Genomic DNA, 15,931 nt, shown 5'->3' with positions numbered 1-15,931 from the left:
GCGACGGCTGCGCGCAGACGCAACCGCCCATAACAACACCGACCTCAGGAGACAACGCACGATGCAGCGATTCATGCAGGGTTTCGCACCGCGCGCCACGCTTGCCATGGCCGCGCTTGCGGCACTGGCCGGCTGCGCCAGCACAGACAGCGGCTGGGCCACGCCTTCGGACACCGGCCTTTCGGCCGAAATCAGCCGCACCCGCTTCGGCATTCCGCACATCCGGGCCAACGACTACGCCAGCCTCGGCTTCGGGATGGCCTATGCCTATGCGCAGGACAACGTGTGCCTGCTCGCCGACCAGGTCGTCACTGTCCACGGCGAGCGCTCGAAGACATTCGGGCCAGACGGCACCGTCGTGGTGTCGTTCAAACCGGTGCCCAACGCGCAAGCCGACGCCTTCTTCAAGAGTGCGTTTGATGAAGCTGGCCTGCGCGCTGGCTATGCGCAAATGTCGCCTGAAGCGCGCGAGCTGCTGCGCGGCTACATCGCGGGCTACAACCGCTATCTGAAAGACACGCCGGCCGCGAACCGCCCCGCAGCCTGCCGCAATGCGGAATGGGTCCGCCCCCTCACGGTGGCCGACATGATGCTAATGGGCGAAGAGAAGGCCATCCAGGCCAGCGCGGGCGCCATACTGGCGAGCATCGTCGCCGCGCAGCCGCCGGGCGGCGCGCCTGCCTCGGCGGTCATTCCACCGCATGCCGTCGACACCGCTGCACTCGACCGCGACCTTCAACTGCGCGACATGCCGATCGGCTCCAACGGATGGGCCTTCGGCAAGGCCGCCACGGACAACGGTCGCGGTGTGCTGCTCGGCAACCCGCACTTCCCGTGGACGACCACCAACCGCTTCTACCAGGTCCACTTGACCGTGCCCGGCAAGCTGGACGTGATGGGTGCGTCGATTGCCGCGTTCCCCGTCGTCAGCATCGGCTTCAACACAGACGTGGCATGGACGCACACCGTTTCCACCGGCCGCCGCTTCACGCTGTTCGAATTGAAACTGGCCGAGGGCGATCCGACCACCTACCTGATCGACGGCAAGCCGCACAAAATGACGACGCGCACCGTCGCGTTTGACGTGAAGTTGCCAGACGGCCGCACCGAGCGGCGCACGCACACCTTCTACAACACGGTGTACGGGCCGGTGCTGTCGATGCCCGCCGGTGGCATGCCATGGACCTCGCAAAAGGCCTACACGCTGCGCGACGTCAATCGCAACAACACGCGCTCCATCGATACGTGGCTGCATATCGCGCAGGCCAAGGACGTGGCGGGCATCCGGCAGGCCATCAGCAACCTCGGCATCCCCTGGGTGAACACGATTGCCACCGACCGCAACGGCCGTGCGCTGTTTGCCGACGTGTCGACCACGCCGGATGTGTCGGCTGAAGCGCTCAAGCGTTGCGCGCCGTCTCCGCTGGCCGACAAGCTGTTCAAGGGCGTGGGATTGGTGCTGCTCGACGGCTCACGCAGTGCGTGCAATTGGCAGGTCGATCCGGCATCGCCCGTGCCGGGCTTGGTGGCGCCCGCACGCATGCCGGTGTTGGAGCGCGATGACTACGTCGCCAACAGCAACGACAGCTCGTGGTTGAGCAATCCGGCGCATAAGATGACCGGGTTCTCACCGGTGATGGGCTCGACCGACGTACCGCAACGCCTGCGCACCCGCATCGGCCTGATCGAGATCGAGCGCCGCCTCGCCGGCACCGACGGGCTGCCCGGCAACAAGGTCAACCTGCCGAACCTGCAGGCGATGATCTTCCGTGACGCCAACCTCGCCGGCCACCTCGTGCGCGATGATCTGCTCGCCGCCTGCAAAGCCACGGACAACCTCGATGCCGATGTGCGCGATGGCTGCGCTGCCCTTGCGCAATGGAACCTCACGGACAACGTCGACGCTCGCGCTGCGCACCTGTTCCGCGAGTTCTGGATGCACGCCAAGGACATCCCGCATGTCTACGCGGTCGACTTCAACCCGGCGGATCCGATCCACACGCCGCGCAACCTGCGCATGAGCGATGCAACAGTGCGCACGGCCGTGTTCAAAGCCCTGAAGGAGGCCGTGGGTGCCGTCCGTACCGCCGGCTTTGCGCTGGACGCGCCGCTGGGCACTGTCCAAGCGGCCCATGCGCCGGGCGGCGACATCGCCCTGCACGGCGGCGAGGAGTACGAAGGCGTGCTGAACAAGCTGCAAAGTACGCCGATCGGGCCGAAGGGCTTGCAGGTGTATTTCGGCACGAGCTACATCCAGACCGTCACGTTCGACGATCAGGGCCCCGTGGCCGATGCGCTTCTGACCTACGGTGAATCGACCGATCCGGACTCGCCGCATGCGTTCGACCAGATGCGCGAGTTCTCTGCCAAGCGCTGGAACCGGCTGCCGTTCTCGGAAGCCGCCATCGCCGCCGATCCGGCACTGAAGGTGACCAAGCTGTCGCAGTGAGGTTTTGCCGCTGCAAATGCAAACGCCCCGCTCGTGCGGGGCGTTTTGCCTGGAAGCGCGACGGGCTCAGTCGCGGAAGTTATTGAAATCCAGCGGCGTGTCGCTCACGTCCTTGCGCAGCATGGCAATCACGCTTTGCAGGTCATCCCGCTTGGCGCCGGTCACACGCACAGCATCACCCTGGATGCTTGCCTGCACCTTGATCTTGCTGTCCTTGATGGTCTTGACGATCTTCTTGGCCAGATCACCCGAGACGCCTTTTTTGATCTTGACGACCTGCTTCATCTTGTCGCCGCCGATTTTCTGCTTGTCCTGGTAGTCAAGGAAGCGCACGTCGACGTTGCGCTTGGCGAGCTTGTTCATCAGCACATCGTTCACCTGGCCGATCTTGAAATCGTCATCGGCAAACAGCGTGAGTTCCTGCTCCTTATGCTCGACGCGGGAGTCGGAGCCCTTGAAGTCGAATCGCGTCGAAATCTCTTTGTTGGCCTGTTCCACGGCGTTCTTCACTTCCACCATGTTGGCTTCGCATACCACGTCAAACGACGGCATCGTGTTCTCCTTGCAGACTTGAATTCGGGTTGCGGCGGCGCCTCGCTACGGGTGCCGCGTGCGCCATGGCTTCTATAATCTCGGCTTTCCCAGCAGATTTGGCGCCATGGCGTTGCTCGACACGCATTATCCCCTAGGCCAGCACAACACGTTCCGTTTTGAGGCCACCGCTCGCTACGCCGCCCACGTGCGCACGCCGGAAGACATTCCCGCCGCGCTGGCCGACCCGCGCGTGCAGGGCCTGCCTGTTCTGGTGCTGGGTGGTGGCAGCAACGTCGTGCTCACGCGCGATTTCGAAGGCCTAGTGCTGCTGATGGAGATTCCGGGCATCGCCGCCGGCCAAAGCACGGTCGACGGCCGCGAAGTCCACACCGTGACCGCAGGCGGCGGCGAATCGTGGCACGGCCTAGTGGCCCACACCGTCTCGCATGGCTTGCCTGGGCTGGAAAACCTCGCACTGATTCCCGGCACGGTGGGCGCGGCCCCCATCCAGAACATCGGCGCATACGGCGTCGAGATCAAGGACCGCTTCCACTCCCTGCGCGCCTACGACCGCCACGCCGGCGAGTTCGTCACCCTTACCGCCGCCGATTGCGCCTTTGGCTACCGCGACAGCGTCTTCAAACGCGCCGGCGCCGATCGCTACGTCATCACCGAGGTGACGTTCGCCCTGCCGGTCGACTGGCAGTCCGACACGCACTACGCCGAACTCGCACGCGAGCTGGCCGCGCAACATATCGCCAGCCCGACGGCCCAGGACATCTTCGATGCGGTGGTCACCATCCGCCGCCGCAAGCTGCCCGACCCGGCCGAGATTGGCAACGCCGGCAGCTTCTTCAAGAACCCCATCGTCGATGCCGCTACGCGCGATGCGCTGGTCGCGCGCTTCCCGAATCTGGTCGGGTATGCGCAGCCCGACGGCACCTACAAGCTTGCCGCCGGCTGGTTGATCGACCAATGCGGCTTCAAGGGTCGGCAGAGCGGCGCTGTGGGCGTGTATGAGAAGCAGGCGCTGGTGCTGGTGCACCGTGGCGGCGGCAGCGCGGTCCAGTTGATGACGCTGGCGCGCGAGATTCAGGACGCGGTTCATGCGCGCTTTGGCGTGCGCATCGAACCCGAACCCGTGGTGGTGTAAATAGCCCGGCGGACGGGCTTCTTGAGCACCTTGCGCCACATCCCGTCCGTCTAGACCCTGGCAGCCCTCGCCTGACGTACCCGCGGTCGACCCAATAGCCTAAAATGGCTGGTTTGTCCCTACGACTTCCCTTTTCGCGCTCCATTTCATGACCACCGAAACCTTTGACGGCGTCCGCCTGACCACCAAGGCCAATGTGTACTTTGACGGAAAGTGCGTCAGCCACAGCTTTATCCTGCCTGACGGCACCAAGAAGTCCGTAGGCGTGGTGCTGCCGGCCACGCTGACTTTCGGCACGGCCGCCGCCGAGATCATGGAATGCGTGGGCGGTTCGTGCGAATACAAGCTCGACGGCAGCGATGAATGGAAGACGTCCGGCGCAGGCGAAAGCTTCCAGGTTCCGGCCAACTCGAAGTTCGACATTCGGGTGACCGAGGCCTACCACTACATCTGCCACTACGCCTGAAACCGGCTCACGATCCTACTGCGCATTCCGATCTTGGCCCTGCGATGCTCGCCGTACCCATGTACGGCTGCGCTTCTCGAACCAACCTCGGAGCGCTCGCTACGGATCGTGAGCCGGTTTGAATCCTGAACGGCTATTTGAAGAGAAAGATTATGGAAACCATCCTGCAACACGTTCCCGTCGGCCAGAAGGTCGGCATTGCCTTCTCCGGCGGTCTCGACACCAGCGCTGCGCTGCGCTGGATGAAGAACAAGGGCGCGCTGCCCTATGCCTACACCGCCAATCTCGGCCAGCCCGACGAGGAAGACTACGATGCCATCCCGCGCAAGGCCATGGAGTACGGCGCAGAGAAGGCCCGCCTGATCGACTGCCGCCCACAACTTGCCAATGAAGGCATTGCCGCCATCCAGGCCGGCGCCTTCCACATCAGCACCGGCGGCATCACGTACTTCAACACCACGCCGCTGGGCCGCGCCGTAACCGGCACCATGCTGGTCGCCGCCATGAAGGAAGACGACGTCAACATCTGGGGCGACGGCTCGACCTTCAAGGGCAACGACATCGAGCGCTTCTACCGCTACGGCCTGCTGACCAACCCGGCGCTGAAGATCTATAAGCCTTGGCTGGACCAGGCCTTCATCGACGAGCTGGGCGGCCGCGCTGAAATGTCGGCCTTCATGACCAAGGAAGGTTTCGGCTACAAGATGAGCGCCGAGAAGGCGTACTCGACGGACAGCAACATGCTGGGCGCCACGCACGAGGCCAAGGATCTGGAGCATCTGAACAGCGGCATCCGCATCGTCAACCCGATCATGGGCGTGGCGTTCTGGAAGCCGGAAGTCGAGGTCAAGGCGGAAGAAGTCTCGATCACCTTCGACGAAGGCCGTCCGGTCGCCGTCAATGGCCGCGAAATCGCCGACCCGGTGGAGATGTTCCTGGAGCTGAACCGCATCGGCGGCCGTCACGGCCTGGGCATGAGCGATCAGATCGAGAACCGCATCATCGAAGCCAAGAGCCGCGGCATCTACGAAGCCCCCGGCATGGCGCTGCTGCACATCGCCTACGAACGCCTGGTGACCGGCATCCACAACGAAGACACCATCGAGCAGTACCGCATCAACGGCCTGCGCCTGGGTCGTCTGCTGTACCAGGGGCGCTGGTTCGACCCGCAAGCGATCATGCTGCGCGAAACTGCCCAGCGCTGGGTCGCTCGCGCCGTGACCGGCACCGTCACGCTGGAACTGCGTCGCGGCAACGACTACTCGATCCTGAACACAGAATCGCCGAACCTGACCTACGCACCTGAGCGTCTGTCGATGGAGAAGGTCGAAGACGCACCGTTCAGCCCCGCCGACCGCATCGGCCAACTGACTATGCGCAACCTCGACCTGATGGACACGCGCGACAAGCTGGCCATCTACTCGAAGGCGGGCCTGCTGTCGCTCGGCACCGCCAACGCGCTGCCCCAACTCGACGGCGGCAAGAAGTAACTGCCTGCCGCTTCAAGGCAAAAAGGCCGCTCCGACGTCAATCGGAGCGGCCTTTTTCTATGGCGTCAGGCTCGAGTTTAGTAACGACCGCAGAGCAAGTATTCCATCAGCGCCTTCTGCACGTGCAGGCGGTTTTCCGCCTCATCCCACACGACGCTTTGCTTGCCGTCGATGACGGCCGCCTCGACTTCCTCGCCGCGGTGTGCGGGCAGGCAGTGCATGAACAGCGCATCGGGTTGCGCGCGCTGCATCATCGCCTCGGTGACCATCCAGTCGCCGAAGGCTTTCTTGCGCGCTTCGTTCTCCGCCTCATAGCCCATGCTGGTCCACACGTCGGTGGTCACCAGATGCGCGCCGTCGCACGCTTCGAGCGGGCTTTCGAACACATGCACAAACGGCAAAGCGGAATCGGCCACCATGGCCGGATCCAGCTGATAGCCCTTCGGTGCAGAAAAATGGAAGCGGAAGCCGAGAATCTCAGCCGCCTGGATCCACGTGTAGGCCATGTTGTTGGCATCGCCCACCCACGTGACGGTCTTGCCCTTGATGGGGCCGCGCTGCTCGATGAAGGTGAAGATGTCGGCCAGCACCTGGCACGGGTGGTATTCGTTGGTCAGCCCGTTGATGACCGGGACGCGCGAATGCGCGGCAAAACGCTCGATGATCTCCTGCCCGAACGTGCGGATCATGATGATGTCAGTCATGCGGGAGATGACCTGCGCGGCGTCTTCGATCGGCTCACCGCGCCCCAGCTGGGAATCGCGCGTGTTCAGGAAGACCGCATGGCCGCCAAGCTGGTGAATGCCGGCTTCGAACGACAGACGCGTACGCGTGGAATTCTTCTCGAAGATCATGGCCAGCGTGCGGTCGTGCAGCGGGTGCCACGTCTCGTAGTTCTTGAACTTGGCCTTGAGGATCGCGGAACGGTCCAGCAGGTATTCGTACTCTTCCAGCGAAAAGTCCTTGAACTGCAGGTAGTGCTTGATCGAGCTTGGTGGGTTCATAAAACAACGAAGGCGGCCTGCAGATGACGCACCGGGAACATCCCGTGGCACATCGCCCTAGCCGCCTTGCCTGTTGAAGATTCAGCCCATCATACGGGATCGCCACTCATTTGGCGAGTTTCGCGCCTGTCCTGGCGGCTACCATAAGGGCCCAGGTGAAAGGCCGATGAAAGTCTTATATAAGATATAATACTGGCTGCTTCGGATGCCGCAACCGCCCGCAAACCGGCACGACGAGCCGGTCCGTCCGGTTCATGAATCGGCAACCAGGCAGGCGCATCATCCGCACCACAAGTGCACCCCGCTCGAACGTTGCGGCACCCGCACGGTCGAAGTCGTTTGCAAATCTCCACAGCCCCACGCAGTCCATGGCAGCCAACCCTCGCCAATTCTTTATCCAGGGCGTCACCCGCGACGGAAAGACCTTCCGCCCGAGCGACTGGGCCGATCGGCTGTGCGGCGTGATGGCGCAGTTCCGCCCCGCCGGTGATATCGGAGACCCCCGCTTCACCTACTCCCCATATGTGCGCCCCGTCATGTCGGGCGGCATCCGCAGCGTGTTCGTTGACGAGCGTCTGCGCGACATCGAACCCAAGGCGCTGGATTTCGTGCTGAACTTCGCGCACGACAACAACCTGCAACTTGTGGAAGCCTGCATCCTGCCCGAAGGCGGCGCTCCCACGAAAAGCTAATCCGCTAAGAACATCGCTCCGCGCAGCGCCTCGCACATTGCAGGCGCGCAGAATGCAAAAAGCCCGTCCGAAGACGGGCTTTTTTATCGTCGGAGCGCGACGTTGCGTGTCGCGCCATGCCGGCTAGGCCGGCATCACCCGAACTTAGGCAGCCATTGCCTTGATGGCAGCGGACAGACGCGACTTGGCGCGTGCAGCCTTGTTCTTGTGGACGATCTTCTTGTCAGCGATGCTGTCGATCGTGCTTTGGGCAGTCTTGAATGCAGCAGCTGCGGCAGTCTTGTCGCCAGCGGCCACAGCCTTGCGGACGCCCTTGATTGCGGTACGCAGACGCGAGCGCAGAGCCGAGTTGTGAGCGTTCTGAACGACGGCTTGGCGTGCGCGCTTGCGTGCTTGTGCGGTGTTTGCCATGGAAAAATCCCTGAAGAAACGGTAGCAAGCGCCCCGGGAGACACGGAAGGCCGAAGCGCGCAAATTGGTGAAAGACGGCAATTATACGCAGACTTCCGCGCCCAACGCAAACCCTGTTGTGAAATCACCCGGATAACTGCAGTTTGCGGCTTTTGCGGCACTTTTGGGCGCATGGCGAGCCGGTCCCTATAATACGGCCGCAATTGTGCCCTCCGGTCACGTCAGTCACGCGGGCGCGAACCCCGCATGGCGCCGTCGGTCAGACCGCCATCGCCGTGTTTGCCTCCCCAGGCGGCGCCCAACCACGCATTCATCTTGAATCTCCTCAAAACACTTGCCACGATCAGCGGCCTGACGATGCTCTCGCGCATCACCGGGCTTATCCGTGAAACGCTGATCGCCCGCGCCTTCGGTGCCTCGGTGTACACCGATGCCTTCAACGTCGCTTTCCGCATCCCGAACCTGCTGCGCCGGCTCTCGGCCGAGGGCGCGTTCTCGCAAGCGTTCGTACCAATCCTGGGCGAATTCAAGAACCGTCAGGGGGAGGCGGAAACGCGCGCGCTGGTCGACTCCGTGGCTACGGTGATGACGTGGTTCCTGGTGATCATCTCGGCGTTGGGCGTGATTGGCGCGCCGTTGATCGTCACCGCGGTCGCCTCCGGCTTCAAGGAGCACGAGAGCCAAGCCTATATCTCGGCGATCTTCATGACGCGCGTGATGTTTCCGTACATCGGGCTGGTGTCGTTGGTGGCGCTGGCGTCGGGCATTCTGAATACGTGGCGGCAGTTCGCGGTGCCGGCTTTTACGCCGGTGCTGCTGAACCTGTCGTTCATCGTGGCAGCGGTGTTTGTGGCGCCGCACCTTGAGACGCCGATCTACGCCCAGGCCTACGCGGTGATGGTGGGCGGCATCCTGCAGCTCGCCATTCAGATCCCGTCGCTGCGCAAGATCGGGATGCTGCCGCGCGTGTCGTTCAACGTGCGGGCGGCGTGGCATCACCCGGGCGTGCGGCGCGTGCTCAAGCAGATGTTGCCGGCAACGCTATCGGTATCCGTCGCGCAGATCAGCCTGATCATCAACACCAACATTGCGTCGCGCCTGCCGACGGGCAGCGTGTCGTGGCTGAACTACGCAGACCGGCTGATGGAATTCCCGACCGCGCTGCTGGGCGTGGCGCTCGGGACGATCCTGCTGCCCAGCCTGTCGAAGGCCAGCGCCGAGAACAACCGTGAAGAGTACTCATCGCTGCTCGACTGGGGCCTGCGGCTGACCGTGCTGCTGGCGGTGCCGTCTGCGGTGGGGCTGTTCGTGTTTGGCGCGCCGCTCACGGCCACGCTGTTCCATTACGGCAAGTTCACCGGCATGGACGTCGAGATGACGCGCCAGGCGTTGACGTCGTACGGCGTGGGGCTGATCGGGCTGATCGTCATCAAGATCCTGGCGCCCGGCTTCTATGCGCGGCAGGACATTCGCACGCCGGTGAAGATTGCGCTGGTGGTGCTGGTGGCGACGCAGTTGTCCAACTATGTCTTCGTGCCGACTTTCGGGCACGCGGGGCTGGCGCTGTCGATCAGCTTTGGCGCGACCATCAATGCGGCGCTGCTGTTCTTCGGCCTGCGCCGACGCGGCTATTACCATCCGCTGCCGGGCTGGGGGCTGTTCATCGCGCAGGTGATGTCGGCGGTATTGCTGCTGGCCGCGGCGCTGCTGTGGCTCGCCCACAATTTCGATTGGGTCGGACTGGGCGCCAAGCCGCTCGTGCGCATCGCGCTGCTGGGCGCAAGCCTGGTCCTGTGCGCGGTGGTCTATTTCGGTACACTGTGGCTCACCGGATTGAAGTTTTCCACGTTCCGAAAAAAGGCCATCTGATGACCACTAAAGTCCTCGATTATTTTTCGGCCCTGGTCGCGGACGACGACAGCATTCCCCTCACAGAAACCGCCCTGTCGATTGCGCAGGACGCGTATCCGGATCTGGACCTGCAGGCAGAGCTTGCCGCCATTGACGTGCTTGTCGCGCGAATCAAAAACCGCATCGCCGACGGCACGCCGGCCATCCAGCGCCTGCGCCTGCTCAATCAGTTCTTCTATCGCGAGTTGGGCTTCGGGCCCAATGCAAACGATTACTACGATCCCGAGAACTCCTATCTGAATGCGGTGCTGCAGAGTCGGCGCGGCATTCCAATCTCGTTGGCGGTGCTGCTGATGGAGATCGGCCAGCAGATTGGCCTGCCCCTCAAGGGTGTGTCTTTTCCCAACCACTTTTTGGTGCGCATGAGCATTCCTGCGGGCGAGGTCGTGCTGGATCCGCTGACGGGCCAGACGCTGTCGAAGGAAGAGTTGCAGGACATGCTCGACCCGTACATGGAGAAGGAAGGCATTGAAGACCCGAACTCGGTGCCGCTCGGGGTGTTCCTGCAGGTGGCCACTCACCGCGAGATCATCGCGCGCATGCTGCGCAATCTGAAAGCGATCTATCTGCAGGAATCGCGCTGGCAACGCCTGCTGGCGGTGCAGCAGCGTCTGGTGATTCTGCTGCCTGACTCGATCGAGGAAGTGCGCGATCGGGGGCTGGCCTACGCCAACCTGGAGTGCTTCCGGCCCGCGCTGGAAGACCTGGAAGCCTACGTCGATGCCCGGCCCGATGCAGCCGATACGGCCAAGCTCAAGGAGCGCATGCCAACGCTGCGCGCCATGAGCAAGAACTTGAATTGACGCCTATTTCGGGGTCACAGCGCCCCGACGGCGCCTGAGCAGCTTCCACAGCCCGCCCAGCGCCAGCGGCACGATCGCCGCGCCCAGCCCGATGAGCACAATCGTGTTCAGGTGGTCACGAATGATGGGTACGGCGCCGAATGCCTCGCCCGCCAACACCAGGATCGCCACCCACAGCACGGCGCCGATCATGTTGAAGAGCTGGAACTTGGCAAACGTCATCTTCGATACGCCCGCCACAAACGGCGCGAACGTACGCACCACCGGGATGAAGCGTGCCATCACCAGCGTTTTGCCACCGTGGCGCTCGTAGAAACCATGCGTTTTCATCAGCGCTTCGTGATCAAGGAAGCGGATGTGACCGTCGAATACCTTGGGGCCGATCCAGGAGCCAACGAAATAGTTAACGGTATTGCCCGTCACGGCGGCAGTCACCAGCAGCACGATGAGCAGCCAAGCGTCCATCTGACCCGTGGCGCACATGGCGCCTGCAATGAAGAGCAGCGTGTCGCCGGGCAGGAAGGGCAGCACCACCAAGCCGGTCTCGGCAAAGACGATGGCGAACAGCAGCACGTAGACCCACGCGCCGTACTGCTGAATGAGCAGTCCCAACGATTTGTCGACATGCAGAACGATGTCGACCAGTTGCATCACGATATCCAAACCAACCCCCGATTGAGCAGCGGGGAATGATACCGGATGTCAATTAATTTTCCCCTTGCGCTTGCCGGACTTGCGTCGGTGCGCCGCACAGGGCGTGACACTTATAATGCCGCGATGACCTCCGCCTCGACTTCCCGCCGCCCCATCCGCCCGCTTCCCGACCAGCTGATCAGCCAGATCGCGGCCGGCGAGGTGGTCGAACGGCCCGCGTCCGTGGTCAAGGAGCTGCTGGAAAACGCACTGGATGCCGGCGCCACGCAGCTTCAGATCAAGCTGGAGGAAGGCGGCGTGCGGCGCATTGCCATCACCGACAACGGCGGTGGCATTCCGGCGGGCGAATTGCCCGTCGCGCTGATGCGGCATGCGACCAGCAAGATCGGCTCGCTGGAAGAGCTGGAATCGGTGGCGACGCTGGGCTTTCGGGGCGAGGCGCTGGCCTCGATTGCCTCGGTGGCGGAATTGACGCTCACGTCGCGCACGGCCAACGACGCCCACGCCACGCAGATCATTGCGCAAACGGGGCGAGCGCAGCCCGCCTCGGGCGGCGTCGGCACCACCGTCGATGTGCAGCATCTGTACTTCAACACGCCGGCGCGCCGCAAATTCCTGAAGACCGAGCAGACCGAGCTGGGCCACTGCATGGAGGTAATCCGCCGCACCGCGCTGGCGCGGCCCGACGTGGCCATTTCCGTGCATCACAACGGCAAGCCGCTGGAGCATTGGAACGCCACGCAGGCGGATTCGCGCTCGGCGGCCGTGCTCGGCACCGAATTCGCCCGCGCGCGCCTGCCTTTCGAAGAATCCGCCGGCGAGCTGCGCTTGTTCGGCTTTGCCGGCCTGCCGACCGCGTCGCGCGGCCGGGCTGATCATCAGTTCTTCTACGTCAACGGCCGCTTCGTGCGCGACCGTCTGCTCACACATGCAGTGCGCAGCGCCTATGAAGACGTGCTGCACGGCGACCGTTTCCCCGCCTACGTGCTGTGCCTGGAGTTGCCGCCCGAAGCGGTGGACGTGAACGTGCATCCGTCCAAGATCGAGGTGCGCTTCCGCGACAGCCGCGCGGTGCATCAGTTCGTCTATCACGCGGTGCAACGCGCGCTGTCCCGCCACGCCGGCGAACAGGGCGACAGCCTGCGCACCGACATTACCGATGCGCCCGAGGTTGCCGGGGTTACGGCAGCACCCCCGCCTACCGACAACACCACGCGCTGGATCAACCAGATGGCCGCGCGACAGACGTCGCTCGGCATTGCGCAGCCGCGTGCGGAATACCTGTCGATGATGCGCGGCGATAGCGCGCCCATGCCGGCGAGCCGCCCCGTGTGGATGACCGATGTGCCGAGCGCCGCAACGTTGTTCGACGGCGGCACCGCGACTGTCCAAACGCCCGCCGCCGTTGCAGAGCAGGCTGCAGCGCCACAGGCCGATGACGACGACGATCATCCGCTCGGTTTTGCCGTGGCCCAGTTGCATGGCATCTACGTGCTGGCGCAGAACACGCGCGGCATGGTGCTCGTCGACATGCATGCCGCGCACGAGCGCATCCTCTACGAACAGCTCAAGACCGCGCTCGAAACCAAGCGCGTCGAAGTGCAGCCGCTGCTGATTCCGGTCACGTTTGCCGCAAGCCCGGTGGAGATCGGCACTGCAGAGGAATTTCGCGACACGCTCACGCTCCTCGGCTTCGACATCTCCGCCGTGTCGCCGACCACGCTGGCCGTGCGATCGGTGCCGACACTGCTGCAGAAGGCAGATGCGCAGGCGCTGGCCCGTGACGTGCTGCGCGATCTGCACGCCTACGGCGGCTCGCGCGTGTTGGCCGAACGCCAGAACGAACTGCTCGCCACGCTGGCGTGCCACTCCGCCGTGCGCGCCAACCGCCGCCTGAACCTGGACGAGATGAACGCACTGCTGCGCCAGATGGAAGCCACCGAACGCGCCGACCAATGCAACCACGGCCGCCCGACGTGGATCCAGTTGACCGTGGCGGACCTGGATCGCCTGTTCCTGCGCGGTCAGTAACCGATGACTGCATCTGCTGCAAGCGCACCGCGCGCGATTTGCCTGCTCGGGCCCACGGCGTCCGGCAAGACCGCCGCCGCATTGAAGCTGGCCGAACGCTGGCCGGTGGAGATCATCAGCATGGATTCCGCGCTGGTGTATCGCGGCATGGACATCGGCACGGCCAAGCCCAGTGCCGAAGAACAGGCCATCGCGCCGCATCACCTGATCGACATCATTGATCCGCTCGATGCGTATTCCGCCGCGCAGTTTGCCAATGATGCGAGCGCGTTGATCGACGCCATCCGCGCACGCGGCCGGCTTCCGCTGATCGTCGGCGGCACGATGCTGTATTACAAGGCGCTCACACAAGGTCTCTCCGATTTGCCCGGCGCCGATCCGGCCATCCGCGCGGAAATCGACGCCGAAGCGGCGCGCGACGGCTGGCCGGCCCTGCACGCGAAGCTCGCAACGGTCGACCCCGTGACGGCCGCGCGATTGCACGCGACCGATGCGCAGCGCATCCAGCGCGCGCTCGAACTGTATCGGCTGACCGGTCAGCCGATGTCCGCCCTGCTCGCCCGCGAGGTTGGCGCGAACGCGTTCCAGCAGCACGATGCAGCGGCGCCGTATCTGACGATCGCGCTGGAGCCCTCCGACCGCCTCGTGCTGCATGCGCGGATCGCGCAGCGCTTTGATGCAATGCTCGCCGGCGGCCTGCTCGACGAGGTGGAACGCTTGCGCCGCCGCGGCGATCTTTCGCCCACGCTGCCGTCCATCCGCTGCGTCGGTTATCGCCAGGCGTGGGCGTACCTCGACGGCGAAATCGACATGACCGGTCTGCGCGAACAAGGCATCGCCGCCACGCGCCAGCTCTGCAAGCGCCAGATCACCTGGCTGCGCAGCACGCCCGAGCGGCACGTGGTCGATTGCCTCGCGCCCGATTACGTCGACCAGGTCGCGCGCCTGGTCCAAACATCACTGGAATCGCAATCACAATGACCGCTACCACAGCGACTAGCTTCACGCTGCGCCCCGCCACCCCCGATGACTGCGCCTCGCTCGTTCGCCTGATCTCTGCGCTGGCCGAGTACGAAAAGCTCACGCACCTCGTGCAGACCACGCCTGACGCGCTGGCGACGATGCTGTTCGGGCCGCGCCCGTATTGCGAGGCGGTGCTGGCGGAAGTCGACGGCCGGGCCGTGGGCTTTGCGCTGTTCTTCCACAACTTCTCGACCTTCCTGTGCAAGCCGGGACTGTATCTGGAAGACCTGTTCGTGGAGCCCGAATACCGCGGCCTGGGCATCGGCAAGGCACTCCTGATCCACCTCGCGCGTCTGGCCCAGGAGCGGGACTGCGGCCGCTTCGAATGGAGCGTGCTCGATTGGAATGCGCCCTCCATCGCCTTCTACGAAGCCATGGGCGCGGATGTGCTGCCCGAGTGGCGCATCTGCCGCGCCACCGGCGACGCGTTGACCAAGCTGGCCGCCACGACCATGCCCGCCAGCCTGGCCGCACAGGCCTGAATTTGACCGCAAGCTCCGGAGTGCCACGCGCACTCCCGTGAGCGTAGGCTTGGCATATCGAATCTCCGAACGGAGCGCATATGCCGCCTTCCACTGCCGCCGCGCATGTCAGCGCGGGGCACCGTCCCAATTTTGATGACATCGACTGGCATGCCGTTGATGACGCCCTCAATGAGGTCGGCAGCGCCGTGTTGCCCAGCCTGCTCACGCATGACGCATGCGACGCGCTGGCCGCGCTGTATCCGCAGGATCACCTGTACCGCTCGCGCGTGGTGATGGAGCGCCATGGCTTCGGGCGCGGCGAATACCAATACTTCGCCTATCCGCTGCCGGACCTGATTGCGCAGTTGCGCGCGTCGCTCTACCCACCGCTGGCGACCATCGCCAACCGCTGGAACCAAGCCATGGACATCGACGTGCGCTATCCGGCCAAGCACGCCGATTTCCTGCGCCGCTGCCACCAAGCCGGCCAGTTGCGCCCCACGCCACTGATCCTGCGATACGGCGCCGGCGACTACAACTGCCTGCATCAAGACCTCTACGGCGAGCACGTCTTCCCGCTGCAGGTCGCCATCCTGCTGTCCGAACCCGGCCTGGATTTCATCGGCGGCGAGTTCGTCATGACTGAGCAGCGCCCACGGATGCAATCGCGGCCCGAGGTGGTACCACTGCGCAAAGGCGATGCTGTGGTCTTTGCGGTGCACCATCGCCCCGTACAAGGCACGCGGGGCAGGTATCGCGTGAACCTGCGCCACGGTGTGAGCCGCTTGCGTTCGGGCCAGCGGCATACTGTGGGCATCATCTTCCACGACGCACTGTAACCAGCTC

At 64.0% G+C, this 15,931-nt stretch carries 15 protein-coding genes; 11 read left to right on the top strand and 4 right to left on the bottom strand.

What is annotated here, in order from left to right; genetic code table 11:
- The first annotated feature begins 61 nt into the window (after positions 1-61).
- Positions 62-2,449 carry an acylase gene (locus BM136_RS14845; protein ID WP_092972600.1) on the top strand — a complete coding sequence of 796 codons (2,388 nt, stop codon included), beginning with the start codon at positions 62-64 and terminating at the stop codon, positions 2,447-2,449.
- Between the two features lie 66 nt (positions 2,450-2,515).
- Here the strand turns inward: BM136_RS14845 and BM136_RS14840 are convergent, their stop codons facing one another.
- Entirely contained in the window at positions 2,516-3,001 is a 486-nt protein-coding gene (locus BM136_RS14840; RefSeq protein ID WP_009241389.1) for a YajQ family cyclic di-GMP-binding protein, read from the bottom strand.
- A gap of 106 nt (positions 3,002-3,107) precedes the next feature.
- Here BM136_RS14840 and murB point away from each other — a divergent pair, with 106 nt between their 5' ends.
- The 3 genes from murB (at position 3,108) to argG (ending at position 6,092) form a co-directional block, all read left to right on the top strand.
- The gene (murB, locus tag BM136_RS14835) at positions 3,108-4,136 is read left to right on the top strand and encodes a UDP-N-acetylmuramate dehydrogenase (protein ID WP_092972598.1); all 1,029 of its coding nucleotides are present in this window, start codon (positions 3,108-3,110) and stop codon (positions 4,134-4,136) included.
- 148 nt (positions 4,137-4,284) lie between these two features.
- A complete protein-coding gene (locus tag BM136_RS14830) occupies positions 4,285-4,602 on the top strand; it encodes a pyrimidine/purine nucleoside phosphorylase (protein WP_092972596.1) in 318 nt (105 codons plus the stop codon).
- A 152-nt stretch (positions 4,603-4,754) separates the two neighbouring features.
- Complete coding sequence (argG, locus tag BM136_RS14825; RefSeq protein ID WP_092972594.1) at positions 4,755-6,092, top strand: argininosuccinate synthase; 1,338 nt, start codon at positions 4,755-4,757, stop codon at positions 6,090-6,092.
- Between the two features lie 77 nt (positions 6,093-6,169).
- Here argG and argF read toward each other — a convergent pair whose 3' ends face one another.
- Positions 6,170-7,096 (bottom strand): ornithine carbamoyltransferase, encoded by a 927-nt coding sequence (argF, locus tag BM136_RS14820; RefSeq protein ID WP_024974875.1) that lies wholly within the window; start codon positions 7,094-7,096, stop codon positions 6,170-6,172.
- Positions 7,097-7,464: 368 nt separating this feature from the next.
- Between argF and BM136_RS14815 the strand changes: the two genes are divergently transcribed.
- Positions 7,465-7,788 (top strand): DUF3579 domain-containing protein, encoded by a 324-nt coding sequence (locus BM136_RS14815; protein WP_092972592.1) that lies wholly within the window; start codon positions 7,465-7,467, stop codon positions 7,786-7,788.
- A 144-nt stretch (positions 7,789-7,932) separates the two neighbouring features.
- Here the strand turns inward: BM136_RS14815 and rpsT are convergent, their stop codons facing one another.
- Positions 7,933-8,199: a 30S ribosomal protein S20 gene (gene rpsT / locus BM136_RS14810; protein WP_004631753.1), complete on the bottom strand. Its 267-nt coding sequence runs from the start codon at positions 8,197-8,199 to the stop codon at positions 7,933-7,935.
- Between the two features lie 315 nt (positions 8,200-8,514).
- Between rpsT and murJ the strand changes: the two genes are divergently transcribed.
- Together murJ and BM136_RS14800 are read left to right on the top strand one after the other, a co-directional pair.
- Positions 8,515-10,068 carry a murein biosynthesis integral membrane protein MurJ gene (gene murJ / locus BM136_RS14805; RefSeq protein ID WP_092972590.1) on the top strand — a complete coding sequence of 518 codons (1,554 nt, stop codon included), beginning with the start codon at positions 8,515-8,517 and terminating at the stop codon, positions 10,066-10,068.
- Complete coding sequence (locus BM136_RS14800; RefSeq protein ID WP_092972588.1) at positions 10,068-10,913, top strand: SirB1 family protein; 846 nt, start codon at positions 10,068-10,070, stop codon at positions 10,911-10,913. Before murJ ends, BM136_RS14800 begins: the two co-directional genes overlap by 1 nt.
- Positions 10,914-10,916: 3 nt before the next feature.
- Here BM136_RS14800 and BM136_RS14795 read toward each other — a convergent pair whose 3' ends face one another.
- On the bottom strand, positions 10,917-11,576 hold the full coding sequence (locus BM136_RS14795) for a VTT domain-containing protein (RefSeq protein WP_175537141.1): 660 nt from the start codon (positions 11,574-11,576) through the stop codon (positions 10,917-10,919).
- A gap of 114 nt (positions 11,577-11,690) precedes the next feature.
- Here BM136_RS14795 and mutL point away from each other — a divergent pair, with 114 nt between their 5' ends.
- The 4 genes from mutL to BM136_RS14775 all read left to right on the top strand — a co-directional run bounded on the left by mutL (position 11,691) and on the right by BM136_RS14775 (position 15,924).
- Complete coding sequence (gene mutL, locus BM136_RS14790) at positions 11,691-13,598, top strand: DNA mismatch repair endonuclease MutL (RefSeq protein ID WP_092972584.1); 1,908 nt, start codon at positions 11,691-11,693, stop codon at positions 13,596-13,598.
- Between the two features lie 3 nt (positions 13,599-13,601).
- Positions 13,602-14,579 (top strand): tRNA (adenosine(37)-N6)-dimethylallyltransferase MiaA, encoded by a 978-nt coding sequence (gene miaA / locus BM136_RS14785; protein WP_092972582.1) that lies wholly within the window; start codon positions 13,602-13,604, stop codon positions 14,577-14,579.
- Positions 14,576-15,103, top strand: a complete 528-nt coding sequence (locus BM136_RS14780) for a GNAT family N-acetyltransferase (RefSeq protein WP_092972581.1) — start codon at positions 14,576-14,578, stop codon at positions 15,101-15,103. The genes miaA and BM136_RS14780 overlap by 4 nt, the downstream gene beginning before the upstream one ends.
- Positions 15,104-15,183: 80 nt before the next feature.
- Positions 15,184-15,924, top strand: a complete 741-nt coding sequence (locus BM136_RS14775) for a 2OG-Fe(II) oxygenase (protein ID WP_092972579.1) — start codon at positions 15,184-15,186, stop codon at positions 15,922-15,924.
- The last annotated feature ends 7 nt before the right edge of the window (positions 15,925-15,931 follow it).

The sequence above is a fragment of the Ralstonia sp. NFACC01 genome (assembly GCF_900115545.1).
GTDB classification, from domain to species: Bacteria; Pseudomonadota; Gammaproteobacteria; order Burkholderiales; family Burkholderiaceae; genus Ralstonia; species Ralstonia mojiangensis.
Note: the sequence above shows the minus strand (reverse complement) of the source record. Positions and strands in the feature narration are given on the sequence as shown.

Bases quoted from the DNA above. Each gene is read 5' to 3' on its own strand.
- argF (WP_024974875.1), bottom strand. From the start codon at position 7,096: ATGAACCCACCAAGCTCGATCAAGCACTACCTGCAGTTCAAGGACTTT.
- rpsT (WP_004631753.1), bottom strand. From the start codon at position 8,199: ATGGCAAACACCGCACAAGCACGCAAGCGCGCACGCCAAGCCGTCGTT.
- BM136_RS14840 (WP_009241389.1), bottom strand. From the start codon at position 3,001: ATGCCGTCGTTTGACGTGGTATGCGAAGCCAACATGGTGGAAGTGAAG.
- BM136_RS14775 (WP_092972579.1), top strand. From the start codon at position 15,184: ATGCCGCCTTCCACTGCCGCCGCGCATGTCAGCGCGGGGCACCGTCCC.
- BM136_RS14830 (WP_092972596.1), top strand. From the start codon at position 4,285: ATGACCACCGAAACCTTTGACGGCGTCCGCCTGACCACCAAGGCCAAT.
- miaA (WP_092972582.1), top strand. From the start codon at position 13,602: ATGACTGCATCTGCTGCAAGCGCACCGCGCGCGATTTGCCTGCTCGGG.
- BM136_RS14780 (WP_092972581.1), top strand. From the start codon at position 14,576: ATGACCGCTACCACAGCGACTAGCTTCACGCTGCGCCCCGCCACCCCC.
- mutL (WP_092972584.1), top strand. From the start codon at position 11,691: ATGACCTCCGCCTCGACTTCCCGCCGCCCCATCCGCCCGCTTCCCGAC.
- BM136_RS14815 (WP_092972592.1), top strand. From the start codon at position 7,465: ATGGCAGCCAACCCTCGCCAATTCTTTATCCAGGGCGTCACCCGCGAC.
- murB (WP_092972598.1), top strand. From the start codon at position 3,108: ATGGCGTTGCTCGACACGCATTATCCCCTAGGCCAGCACAACACGTTC.
- BM136_RS14800 (WP_092972588.1), top strand. From the start codon at position 10,068: ATGACCACTAAAGTCCTCGATTATTTTTCGGCCCTGGTCGCGGACGAC.
- argG (WP_092972594.1), top strand. From the start codon at position 4,755: ATGGAAACCATCCTGCAACACGTTCCCGTCGGCCAGAAGGTCGGCATT.
- BM136_RS14845 (WP_092972600.1), top strand. From the start codon at position 62: ATGCAGCGATTCATGCAGGGTTTCGCACCGCGCGCCACGCTTGCCATG.